Source organism: Pontiella agarivorans (assembly GCF_034531395.1).
Taxonomy (GTDB): domain Bacteria; phylum Verrucomicrobiota; class Kiritimatiellia; order Kiritimatiellales; family Pontiellaceae; genus Pontiella; species Pontiella agarivorans.
Genome location: NZ_JARVCO010000004.1, coordinates 79,528 through 92,892 on the forward strand (window position 1 = coordinate 79,528; position 13,365 = coordinate 92,892).

General features: G+C 52.9%; 6 protein-coding genes. All 6 read right to left on the minus strand.

Annotation, left to right across the window (positions count from 1 at the left end):
* Positions 1 to 111 precede the first annotated feature (111 nt).
* The 6 genes from P9H32_RS04040 to P9H32_RS04065 all read right to left on the minus strand — a co-directional run bounded on the left by P9H32_RS04040 (position 112) and on the right by P9H32_RS04065 (position 13,287).
* Positions 112 to 1,416: a glycoside hydrolase family 117 protein gene (locus P9H32_RS04040; protein ID WP_322607589.1), complete on the minus strand. Its 1,305-nt coding sequence runs from the start codon at positions 1,414 to 1,416 to the stop codon at positions 112 to 114.
* The gene (locus P9H32_RS04045; protein ID WP_322607590.1) at positions 1,416 to 3,953 is read right to left on the minus strand and encodes a glycoside hydrolase family 2 TIM barrel-domain containing protein; all 2,538 of its coding nucleotides are present in this window, start codon (positions 3,951 to 3,953) and stop codon (positions 1,416 to 1,418) included. Before P9H32_RS04045 ends, P9H32_RS04040 begins: the two co-directional genes overlap by 1 nt.
* Before the next feature lie 233 nt (positions 3,954 to 4,186).
* Positions 4,187 to 7,045 carry a right-handed parallel beta-helix repeat-containing protein gene (locus P9H32_RS04050; protein WP_322607591.1) on the minus strand — a complete coding sequence of 953 codons (2,859 nt, stop codon included), beginning with the start codon at positions 7,043 to 7,045 and terminating at the stop codon, positions 4,187 to 4,189.
* Between the two features lie 25 nt (positions 7,046 to 7,070).
* On the minus strand, positions 7,071 to 10,520 hold the full coding sequence (locus P9H32_RS04055; protein ID WP_322607592.1) for an Ig-like domain-containing protein: 3,450 nt from the start codon (positions 10,518 to 10,520) through the stop codon (positions 7,071 to 7,073).
* Positions 10,521 to 10,530: 10 nt separating this feature from the next.
* A complete protein-coding gene (locus P9H32_RS04060; protein ID WP_322607593.1) occupies positions 10,531 to 12,393 on the minus strand; it encodes a sulfatase-like hydrolase/transferase in 1,863 nt (620 codons plus the stop codon).
* Between the two features lie 159 nt (positions 12,394 to 12,552).
* Positions 12,553 to 13,287 carry a PEP-CTERM sorting domain-containing protein gene (locus tag P9H32_RS04065; RefSeq protein ID WP_322607594.1) on the minus strand — a complete coding sequence of 245 codons (735 nt, stop codon included), beginning with the start codon at positions 13,285 to 13,287 and terminating at the stop codon, positions 12,553 to 12,555.
* Positions 13,288 to 13,365 lie beyond the last annotated feature (78 nt).

The following is a 13,365-nucleotide window of genomic DNA, read 5'->3' on the forward strand; positions in this document are numbered from 1 at the left end:
ACGCCGCGTAAACACGCATTATGCGTTTACTATGTGACATTTTACGAATTTAAACCCGAGTGAAAAATAGGCGCCTCGCCCATCCGCACGAGACGCCTGTCCCCTCAAACATCAATCCCGCACCAGCTCTTTGTTTTCCGGATGCTCCGGAACGGCATCCTCTTGAGCAAGATCCTCTATGGCCAGCTCCCGAAGCCGTTCCTTAGCTCCTTCGGAAAGGCCGTCACGGAAATAGACTTCCGGCGGCCAGTTATGCGACGGATCTTTCATCTGCGGATCATGATAATCCAGACTCAGGTCGCAGTCGAAACGGCCGAGCATGCTGTGCATTCTTCCCTGCCCGCCCACTTGAGTGAAATGGCATAAGCCCCAGGTAATTCCTCGACCGTCCCCTGAATCGGTAAACGCATCGGGCACATAGGGCCCCGCCGCCACCGGCAGCAGCGTAGAATTCGCCTCTTCCCGGAAATTGATTCCGTCCGGCGACCACTGAATACTTTCCATTTCATTTCCATGCCGGCCGGCCAGCGCTGCAATACCGCCTTTAAACGGAAAGTATGCGGTTTCATGCCCCGAATTGAGCACCGGGTTCAACGGACATTTTTCAAACGGCCCCAGCGGATGGTCCGCTGTTGCGAGCCCTTGAGCACGAATCAGTTCAGGGCGACCGTTAAAATCAGATTTATAGTAGAGATAAATGCGGCCTCTGTAGACCAGCGGATAGGGATCATGAATGGAATACTGATCCCACGCACCGGCCGGACCGTTGGGAATCACAGTCCGGTTCAACGGAGTCCACGGACCGTCCGGCGAATCGGCCCAGGAAACCGCCACCGGACAGTCATCGCCGCGCTTCCCCGGCATTTCCTGAAATGCCTGATAGTAGAGATAATATGTTCCCTTCCAGACCAGAATATCCGGCGTGGACACGGAACGCCAGCCGGGAGCAGGCTTCGGCGGACGCCGCACAGCAACCCCCTGTTCCTTCCAGGTAAATCCGTCCTCCGACGTGGCATACCAGATTTCCGACATATCCCAGTCGAACGAAGGCAGTGTTTCCGAACCGCCCTGGGCTCCCTGCGGCGGCACCTCGGTTTTGCGGCAGGTATACCACACATAATACCGCCCCGCATGTTTGATCACTTTTGAAGGATCCCGGCGGGTAACGGTTCCGTCGTGGTTGCTGTAATCCAGCCCTTCAATCGGAGTGTAGCGGAATTTGGAGAAGAGCTCGTTCCACCAATAAGTCGGGGACGCATAATCGTCATACACCCGTTCCATGGCCTCACTGAGCGGTATATCCGGCTTTTCCATCGGAAGTTTATACGGAAACGATTGCTGCTCCGCCGCGTTTCCGGGGATTGGAACAATGAGCACGGCTAACAGACCGTATATCATGCACCCCTTCTTCATCATTATCTCTCCGTTATAACGGTTGCCGCAGCATCCGACAGTCCTTCACCCGATGCCCGGATAACATATTCTCCCGCCGCATCTGTTGCCTGCACAATAAGCAGTGCGCGGCCTTTATGCGTCCGAATGGTATCCGACTGAAAATCCTGCACGTTATCCGCCGCACCGTTATCCACGCCCAGCCGTTTCAGCCCTTCCGGAATGGAAAAAGTGATTTCGCGGTTTTCCGTATAAACCGGGAACCCCTGTTCGTCCTGCAGCTGAACCACAATGTGGGCCACATCATAACCATCCGCCTTAAGCCGGCGGTTTTCCGTCCGCAGCGTCATACCCACCGGTTCACCATGCGTTGAAAGGGTACGTTCAAACCGTTTCCCGTCTTTCCAGCCCCTCGCCGTCAGCGTGCCCTCTTCAAACGGCACGGCCCATTTGACGATATGATCCTCAAAAGCAGCCTGTTTTTTCCGCCCCAGCGATTTCCCGTTCAGCAGCAACTCAGCCTCTTCGCAATTGGTGTAGAGTTCCACCACCGTCATACGGCCTTCTTCAAAGTTCCAATGATTGAAAACCGGCTGCCAGCTCCAGAGCATCTGCTTCCAGCTGTCCGGATTTTTCAGCACCGCATTTCCGTCTGCATCCAGCTCATAGAGCGCTTTTCCGCGGTGTTTAATTTCCTCGATATAATTGATCCCGAAAGCCAGATGCGGCTCATCGCGCCAAAGTGTGCGATACATGTGCCAACTGCCTTTTTTGAAACCGGCTGTATCCAGCATGCCGCTGCCGTTGACCTTCACCGGATAATCCCCGCGCACTTCGCCCATATAATCGATACCGGTCCAGAGAAAGGTTCCGGCAATATGATCCCGGTCCATAACCGCCTTCCACTCGTGATACTGCGGAACATTTTCCGTACCCATAATCGGCTTGTCCGGAAGGATTCTATGGCCGTAGTCATACAGCACCCGGCGATAACTGTAACCGACCATGTCCAGCGCATCGGCATATCCCGAAAAATGGCTGGCCGAAGGCAGAATACAATTGGCCGTAACCGGCCGCGTGGTATCCAGCTCCTTCGTCCAGCGCGAAAGTTTCTGAGCCGTTTCCCCGATGTCGTACCGCCCGCGCGGCAGTGTTGCGAGCTGGTGTTTAATTTCTTCGGTACTGAACGGGGGCTCGCTCCAGAAATAGTTTCCGTCCCAGTTCATGTTGTTGAAAAAACCGGTGGCGGCTTTGTTGCGCGGATAGGTCCACTCAATCTCATTCCCGATGCTCCACTGAATAATGGATGGGTGATTCCGATGACTCAGCACCGTAGACTTCAGGTCCTTTTCCGCCCATACCTGAAAGTGCTCACCGTAGCCCTGCGTTTCGTAATGAACGTCCCGCTGGTTCATATTAAACCGTTTATCCTTGGGGTTATCCCACTCATCGAAAAATTCATCCTGAACCAGAACGCCCATTTCGTCGCACAGATCAAGGAGCACGGTCGAAGCCGGATTGTGCGCACTGCGGATGGCATTGCATCCACCTTCTTTCAGAATTTCAAGCCGACGACGCCACACCCCTGCCGGTACCGCACTGCCGACCAGACCGCCGTCGTGGTGCAGACAGACGCCCTTGATCTTCATGCTGCTTCCGTTCAGCGAGAACCCGGCATCCGGATCAAACTTAAAGGTACGGATGCCGATCCGGGCAGAAGAGGCATCCACCGTTTCTCCATCGGCAACCAGCTCGGTTTTCGCCGTGTAGAGATAGGGATCGCCGATGCTCCAGCGCCGGGGATTTTCAACCCGGATTTTCTGCTCAATCGTAATGTGCTCCCCGCCGTTCAGTTTAATCCGTTTGGCATCCGAGCCGACCCTATGACCCTCCGCATCCAGAATGGAGGTGATGACCCGGAACTTCCGGATATCGGAATAATCGTTCTTCACCCGGATTTCCGCATCTATTTCGGCTGATTTTTCCGATGCGGTGATCGTGGAATAAAACGTGCCCCAGATCGGAATATGCAGTTTATCCGTAGTGATTAATTCTACATCACGGTAGATCCCTGCTCCGGTATACCAGCGACTGTCGGCATAACGGGTGTGATCCACCTTCACCGTAAGCACATTGGTTCCGTTTTCTTCGAGATGCGGGGTAAGATCAAAATGGAACGGCGTGTAACCGTTCGGATGAAAGCCGAGTTTACGGCCGTTGATCCAGACCTCGGAATTATTATACACCCCGTCAAAAAGAACCTGCACCTTTTTACCGGCCAGCGCCCCGGTCTCAAACGTCTTGCGATACCAGCCTATCCCTTTTCCCGGAATGACCCCGGTGGCCTGATAAAACGGGAGATTAGACTGACATGAATTTTCCACCACCCAGTCGTGCGGAAGATTCAGCTGACGCCATGTCGAATCGTCGTAATGTTCATCCTGCGGCACGCCTTCAGCATCGAGTGCAAAACGCCAGTTTCCGTTGAAATCCGCCACGCGCTGCGCCATAGACACCACACTTACTGCGGCCAACGCCGTCATCATTAGAACCCTGTTCACTACACAACCTCTCCATAATTCAATCGCACTGAAAATGATATGATGAAGTGTTGAAATGCGTACATTGTTCAATTGGACTATACGACGATCCGTTCCGGAAACGGCTACGCCATTCCGAAACGTGAAATTCAATCCGGCCGGACTGGAACGGCACACCGTTTCCGGTGAATCAGTAAAAGAACCGCACAATCAACGCAGCCCCGGAACCGGTTTAAGACCGTTCATCGCATTCCTTATTCAATAGAATACGGCCTTTCAAAAGTCACTGCGTTCACCTGCACCCCGCTTAAGCCCGAACCACGGCTTCCGGGGCTGATTGACTGAATGAAACCGTATGCACCATCTCCAGTCAGTGCAGTATAGATGGCGCTATCCACACCGGTTACAGTACCGGTCCCCGAATCGGTTCCGTCCGTCAGATTCTGCAGCCGCACGGTGTAAACAGTATTTGCGGCATCCACCCCCAGAATCAGCTCATAGTCAAATTGCAGAATATCACCGGCATCCAGAACTCCGGTCACATTTTCCGCACCGGAAATGACACTGTAATTATTAAGCAGACGATAGGTATCAGCATCCTTGAAAATCTGAATATTGGCATCAGCAGCATCGCCTCCGGTGCTGACAGGGGCATCCTCGTTGCTCGCTTTCAATCCGCCGAGGAACGTATACACCCAGTTGGTCGGAGTTGAATAAACCCCTCCGAATTCCAGGTTAACACTCAACCGATAACGTTCGCCCACTTCAAGTTGAACAGCAGGGGTCAAAACCGCCGCGCTTCCGTCTTCATCCGTCCGGGCATAACCGGCTCCGGCCGAATCACCGATAATCCAACCGGCTTCCGCATTCCAGTTCTGCTGGCCGTCCAATGTGCCGTCACTGTAGTCGGGGGAGGTAAACGTAATAACACTCACGACCGGCGAAGGCGATGCCGGCGCCTCACCTTCAAACAGCCGGAAAAATTCCTGCGGAACTGTAATCGGGTTCGTCACCGAACCGGCACCCGTGGCATCCACGGGAAGATTCGCCTGCACAACCGACCAGCTCGTATCCATCAAATTGGTTTTAGACTGCAATTCAATCCAGCCGTTAACCGGACCGTTGGTGAAACTGAGCAGCACATTGGTTCCAACCACTGAAAAATCCGCAATGGGAATCCATCCGGACATTTCATCCTGCAGTTGCCAGGAAAAAGAGGACGGCGTCCAATCCGGCCCCGGAACCCAGCGGGAGCCTCCGTATTCATAGGCCCCGATATCCGGAGCGGAACCGGCATGCCCGTCTGTTACCCCGGCAATGAACCAGCCCTGATCCACAATATCGGGATCATTCACCGGCATGAAATTTTTATCGGCAATGGAAACAAAGGGTGACGAGGCCTCCTGAATATTGTTGGAAAACACGTTATCGAGGGTTTCATCTTCGGTATAGCTTCCGGCCCCCGAATCCCACCAGTCACGCACATCCGACAGATTGTTGATGAGCGTATTGTCCCGCACATCTTTTCGTCCATCACCGAAATCCGGCACCCAGCACAGAATAACCGCCTCGTTGGTCCCGACATTCCAGAAGGTGTTGTTGTAGATTTCATTCTCCAGAGCATCCCAGTTAAAATGCAGACCGCCCCATTGGACATCCCACACCACATTATGATGCACCTTGTATCCTGCGGTATCATTATCCAGATAAATACCGGTTGCCTTGATACCGGCATACGACGGCGAATAAGCATCATAAAACCAGTTATAACTGAGCTCCACATTCCGCGGAACACTATTCCCGGTAACATAGAACAGCCCGCCGTCTGCACACGCTTTCAGTCCGTCCGACACGTCGTTATAGCTGAATACCGTCCCCTCTCCGGTCGCCCGGGTAACGTCACGTGCAGAGCCGGAAATTCTGTTGCTCACAATGAGGGCATCCGGGCCGTTCGAGCGAATCGGGCAGCAGTGATTGCCCTGCTGATTAAAGTTTTGAATGATGTTATTGCGGATGACGGTACGGTCTGCATTTCCGCCGACGTTAATCCCGTTGGATGACCCCTCTTCCAGCAGACAGCGTTCAATCCGGTTATCATCTCCGGTAACCTGAACCGCCGCACCGCCGGCCGTGGATGCCCCCGAGGTATCAATGTCAGGAATCAGCCCGGCAATACAATGGCGCAGACGCAGATTTTCCAATGCACAGTGGTGCCCCCCCATATCCACAAACGCTCCGAACAGATTAAGCCCCTCAACCTCGATATAATTTTTACTCAGATCAAGCGTCTTGTCGCGAACGGCAATCTCAACAACACCGGTGGATGGATCGACTCCGCCCGGCGCATAAAAATAGAGCGTTTGCGCGCCGGCGTCATAATACCATTCGCCCGGCGCATCCAATGCTTCAGGGCGGTTCAGCAGATAGAAAATTCCACGGTGTCCGTTTTCATAGGTTAACGGCGAATGATTGCTGAACGGCCATTGTCCCGTGGGCATCGGTGTAAACGAGAGTCGATGCGTTCCGGGATCAAACCCGGTGATACTTCGCTGAATGGAACAGCCGCTGTGTGCTCCGAGCCAGAAGATCATGCCGCTGGTCCAGTAGTCCGGAATTTCATCATTCGTGATGTATGAATCAGAATAGGTTCCCGAGCCGGTTTCCGCAAATTCGGCATCATAGGTATAAGGATCGCCATCCAGATCATTCGGCCAGCGGGCCAGCTGCATAGCCTCGCTGTTGAAAAAGACCATGTTCTTATTTCCCATTGGCATATTCACACCGGTGGCTTTGTAGACATTCCCTGTATGCACCTGCCAGTTATCGACCACCTCGGTTCCCGAAACAACCACCGGATCATCGCTGTACGCCGTATACCGGATCGGCGAGCCGGAGGAACCATGCTGAAGCGGCTCAACGGTTTCCCGATAAATCCCCCGATGAATATAACAGGTATCGCCCGCCGACATCACCCCCGATGCCTGGGCGATGGTTCGGAACGGATACGCGGCAGAACCGTCTTCATATATTTCAGGCGAAGCCTGATCCACATGATAATCTGACGCCCACGTCAACACAGGAAGTATGGCGAACCAAACCAACCGTTTTTTCATGATTTGTCCTCTTTTTATTCATCGGTCACGGCAACGTTACAGTCACCGAGTTCACCTGCAGACCGTCAAAACCGACATCGCTCTGCGTCAGGTTGTGGGATTGAAAAAAGCCGTAGGCACCACTGCCGGTGAGCGCATTATAGATCGCATCGTCCACACCGTTCACCGTACCGATCCCCGTATCATCTCCATCCGTCAGATTCTGCAGGCGCACCGTGTACGACGTACTGGCCGCATCCACCCCGAGCGTAAGTTGATATTCAAACTGAAGAATATCCCCGGCATCCAGCGTGTTAGCAATCGTGGAAGCCCCGATACCGCTGTATTCATTCAGCAACCGGTATTTATCTTCTCCGGTGTAAATCTGGATATTGGCATCAGCAGCCGTTCCGGCAGTGCCTACAGAAGAAGCAGTTTGACTCTCTTTCATTCCGGCCAGGAAGACATACGCCCAGGCCGTCGGTGTGGAATAGGTCCCGCTGAATTCCATATTTATGGTAAGATGGTAAGTTTCTCCGACCCCCAGCTGGACCGCATTGGTCAGAATCGCCGCGCTTTGATTATCCGGAGTGAATGCCATTCCGCTCCCCGTCGAATTTGAAACAGTCCAACCGGATTCTGCAGCAAAGAGCTGCTGTCCGTCCAACGGTCCATCGCCATAATCCGGAGCCGTGAATGTAATAACCGGTATCCAGTTCGGGTTCTCGATGATTACCGGTTGCGTACCTACGGATTCACTGCCCCCGTCCGTCGAATTGAAGCTGGCGAACAGATAATAAAAATTATCGGCCGGCAACTGATCGCTCGGAATGATGTCCTCCGGAATCCAGATCTGAGCTTCCGACGCGCCCGCCGCCGTGCCGGCCGCACCGGCATCCTCGGCCGTATAATCCTGCACCACGCTCCAGGGACCCGCAGAGGCATCAATCTGCCTGAGCTTATAACTGATCCCGTCCGACGGAGAGAGAACCGTATGCCCCGCACCGGCCTGATATTCAGTCTTCACCGTCAGATACGTCCCATTGGTAAACTGCTGGTTTCTGTATTTGTTCACGTCATCGAAAACAATATCCGCAGCAGTGGACCCGACAGAAATGGAGCAGCTGTCAGTGAAGCCGCCATCGACAGTTTCCCCGGTAATAATTGCACTTCCGGAGGAAAGAGCGGTAACAATCCCGCCGGAAACCGTTGCAACCGCTGGATCGCTCGACGACCAGATTATACGTTTGTCCGCAGCATCATCCGGAGACAGACGGTAAAGCAGACGAAAGGTCCCGCCGGTACTGACGGATCCGACATCCGGCTCCATCGCGAATCCCGACACGGGAATGCCCGGCGCAGAACCCTCAACAATTCTATAGAATTCCTGCGGAGCTGTGATCCGATTGGTAATAACACTCTGTCCCGCAGCATCGGTCGGGAGACTCTGCTGCTGCACCATCCAGTTTCCGGAAACAAGGTTGGTTACCGCATGCAGTTCAATCCAGCCGTTGGCCGGACCGTCGGTTACCTCCATCAGAAATTCCGAACCCTGAACCATCGCAGAATCAATCGGAATCATTTTTGCGCGGGTGCGGATATCAGATTCAAACCTGAAAGTCTGCAGAGCAACAGAAGAGATATGCCCGCCGTTATCCGGAAACTCCACAGATACCGTATTGTTGCTCTGCAACAGCTCGTACGGCACCGGTATTTCAAGCACCCCGAAAAAAGAATCCCGCGTGGCCTGATCATACCCGCGCCAGTCATCCGGAACCGGCACCTCAGCTCCATTAACGGTCAGTACCGGCTTCAACGAAAGTCCGTGAGCACGCCCCGCGCCCAGACGCAGCACCGCGTCGCCATACCGGGCCGAAACGTTTACATTGGTTATGGAAAATTCAATTGGAACACCGGCCGAGATCGGCTGCAGGTATGTGGTGGCATAATATTTGGATTCGACGGATGTTTTTTCGGGGACCACCGGATCGGAAAACTGATAGTTGATCACCGCTGTTGATGAGGCCGGAAGCGTTAGGGCGGCCAGTTCATTGGTTACATAATGATCCAGCACAACATTACCGGCAGTATCCGCATAGGTATGCTTTACTTCAACCGCTTCAAACGGCCGGGAAGTACCAAACAGATTCAACTCAACCGTCTGCGGTCCGGTATGGTCCAGACTGCTGACGATTACAAATGCATTCGTTTCATCTACATAGGCATCAACCTGAATATCGGGATCATCGGAAATGGTATCCACCCGAGTTCCACGCACTTCGTTCCACAACTGCCAGTATTTTATCCGTTCAGTGAAAACAAACGGCCCGTCCTTATCCTTTGGAGAACCCAGCAGTTCATCTTCGTCGTATAGCAAGCGTGTCGGATAGGGATAACCATTGGCACTCCGCCCCCATTCCGCCTGCACCATCATAAACGGAATGGTCTGAATCATACGGTCAGGACGTTCGAGCAGCTGCATCAGAATCGTCGAATAGGAACGGACATCCACCCAGTCGTTTTTCGGATCGTACGGAACATCACTTTCAACCGAAAGGCTGCCGTATTCCGAAATATTGAACGGCTTGATTTCGCCGAGCGTCAGCATGCTGTAATGCTCAATCATATCCAGCAGTGCTTCTACGTTGCTTCCCGAACGGTACTGATGCTCCAGCACATTCGTACTGCCGCCCGGGTTATCGTAGAGATGCAGTGAAAAGAAATCCATATGCTCTCCGGCGATATCGATAAACGTTTTCCAGTTGGCCTCCCAATGTCCGAAATTACTGCCCTCATACTGAGGGTGAGCCGCACAGTACCCGCCAACCAAAACATCGGGATGAGAATGATGAATCGCCGCCGCAACATTGGTATGCAGCCGTGAAATATTAGCCCGTGTAGTTCCCAACTCATCCGCTTTGACAAACGGCTCATTCAAAACCTCAACCATGGCCGGTTTCGGTGCACCGTCTGTTCCGCCGCTTCCGTAGAAATCGGTCAGAAACTGTTCATAATAATCCGCCAGCGCTTCGTAACTTCCAATCGCAAATCCATTACCGTTGGTCTGCCCGTTGGGATACATTCCCTCCTGACCGCCAATCATCATTTTCCGGGCACGGGATTCCAGTGAATGGGCATGCGTGTCGGAAGCATAATTGGAGCGCGCACTGTTACCGCGACTCAGCATATCGGCATGATTACACCATCCGGGTTTCGATGGATCTTCCGTTGTCTGACTCAGATTCCACGGAAGCGTTCCGTTTGCACGGCCCAGATAAACATCATTTTCCGTTAGAAAAGCCGTTTCCTGCGCTTCCGAATCCCAGGTATTTTCTCCCGCGCCCGCATGCAACACAAAATAGGTTTCCCGGTCCAGTTCCGAAACTCCACCCACTTCATGACGGGTATCCAGATTAATATCGACCGAAACCTGAGCGATGGCACCGCTCAGCCCCAGCACCGTTACCGCCGTGATTTTCCCTACTCTTTTTTTCATGTTCCTCTCCTCAGAGTTTATCTATGCGGCTGACCGGCTTTGGAATAATCTCTTTCGGAATCTCCAGTTTCCGGTCATGAGCCCCTTTCGCAAAATTATGCACCGTAAATTTATTTTCCTTCGTCCAGTCGCACTCCACCCGGCCGTCGCCCAATATGATGCGACCCAGTTTATTCCTGAAAAACGCGGCAAGCTCGGCATACTCTTCAGCATAGGCCACATTCACCCGTTCCTTCGGATCCACCCGCAGATCATAGAGCGTCATATCCACCTCTTCAGGCGGAGCATCCAGCCCCCATCGAATTTTTTCACCCGGCTCATACCCCTCGCCCGGTTTCGTCCAGAACGGGCGCATCCGCATCGCAAACGCAAAATCCCCGCAACGGAGATAGGCCCGGTCGCCGCGCACCTGATTCATTTCCCCAATCACATAATCACGCTGCGGCCCCTTTTCCAGCGTCTGGAAAAGGCTGACCCCGTCAAGTCCGGGATGAACCGACGGATCGATTCCGGCCGCATCGTAAAATGTCGGTGCAAAATCCACATATTCAATCCAGTCATTGGAAACTTTACCGGCCGGGATTTTCCGTTTATCGGATGAAGCCACAATCACACTGTCGTGTGTCGTCTGGAACCACGGGCCGAATTTTGCCTCGATTCCCTGTTCCCCTAAGTGCCAACCGTGGTCTCCGCAGACATAGACGATCAGCCACTCCTGCTGCTGCTTTTCACAATAGGCCTTAAAAGCATCAACAGCCCGGCCGATCAAATGGTCGCCCATGGCGCAATAGGCATAATAATCCCGGATCGCCTGCTGTTTTTCAGCATCCGTCATTTTTGAAAAATCCATATCGTTACGCAGATCACGGATCGAACCCGTCAACAGTTCCGCCTCTTTTTCGCTGTACTCCGGAACCGTATACGTTTTACCCGCAAAACGATCACGAAATTCTTTCGAAGGCAACACCGGCGTATGCGGAAAGACAAATCCCAGGTTGATGAAAAGCGGCTTATCCGGTTCCGGTCCCCGTTCGATTTTTCCCGTAACCGCCGTGTATTCCTTCCCGACCTGGGAAAGATAGTTTTCCAAGGCCTGGACAATCGCTCCGTCCAGCGTGCCCTCCGCGGATCGCGGAGCCACACCCCCGATGATCAGATCCGGATTGCTCCGGGTATACGAGCGCAGTATATCGAGCTCTTCCTCCACCGTTTTCCGATGTGCTTTTTCTTCCGCTGTAATGTTCCGATCCGCACGTTTTTTCCAGAACCGCTCAACGCGGCCGTTTTCAAAACGGAATACCTCTTCGCTGCCGAGCACCATCCCCTTGCCGTTGTAATTTCCCCACGGTTTGTTAAACCAGAAGCTGCTGGCATCGGTCTTCTGCAGATCATTATTGGTGATCCAGGGATGGTAGTTCCCCAGCGGAGCCCACTGATGATACCCCTCCCAATCAAAAATATAGTAGCCCGGTTTACCGAACATCGACGACTGATAACCATACTCATTCATCACTTCCGGAATCACCCGGCTGGCGCAGTCTGCCGCCTGATGCGCCTTACGGAAACCATACATACCTGAACGGTGCGGATATTTACCGGTATGCATCGAACTGCGGCTCGGTGCACACGCCAGCGAGTTGCACCACGCCTGTGTAAACAGTGTTCCTTCCGCCGCCAAACGATCAATATTCGGCGATTCCACATAACCCAGCTCGCTTTCGCTTTTCCCGGTAACCGCCTCATTCCAGCACGCCAGAGAATCACTCCGCTGGTCGTCGGTAATAATCCATAGAATATTCGGCGCAGCCGCTTTTGCAACTGCGGTACAGACCAGTACAGTCATTGAACTGATTAAAATATATCGCTTCATCATGATGGTTAGACCTCGCTTATTCATTACAGTTGATTCTCAACATCTAACGGTAGACTCCGCTTCAAACAGACAAAATAAGTACTGGCCTTAAGGCGTAGCATTTAAACAAACAGGGCGCCCGTAGACGCCCTTTATGTAAATTTCCAATGCCTGGAAAAATCACATCATGAAACGACGGCGGATAAACAGCACTCCACCTCCGAACACGGCAATCAGACCGAGAGTTCCCGGCTCCGGCACAATTTCGAATCCATAGCTCATGTTACGGGTCCAGCCGTTAACCGTTGTATTGTCCCGCTGTGTCAGCTCCCACACAACCGAATCAGTCGCCGCAAAATCAACATTCTTATTTTTATACTGATACGCTCCCGTTCCATCCATAACGTTGGTTACACCAATCCCGTTAATTAAGGCCGCCACAGAATCCCCGTTGGCAGTGGACGCATTGCCGCTTGTACCCAAACCGGCACTGGTAAATCCAGTGAAGTTGGCAGACAAACCTGCGGTATCTGCAGTCACGGATGAGGAAACGTACTCCAGAGTCAAAGTATCCCCAACCTGCCAGGCTCCGCCGCTCGCACGCATGCCTTGACCGTTGAGATCAACATTTCCATTGCTTGAGGTAAGCCGAAACGTATAGTCGATATAATCATTATCAGCACCGACGTCATCCAGGTTTAATCCGGTCCATCGCAGATCAAAGGTGAAGGTTGTCGCGGTATCATCATTGGCTCCAAACGTACCGGGAACCGGTTCAACAATATCACCCGCAGATTCTGTCCCCCCCACAACGCCTGTACGAAGGTCGGTATAGGCGGTATTCACTGATGTCAGTGCGGCCGATGCCACGCCGGCAACGGCTGCCATCGCAATGAGTATTCCTGTTTTTTTCATGTTTTCTCCTTTTTACAAATCGGCAGGGTTCAACCCTGCCGGATAAAATCAGTGCCCGGCGGGATACCCCGCCGGACA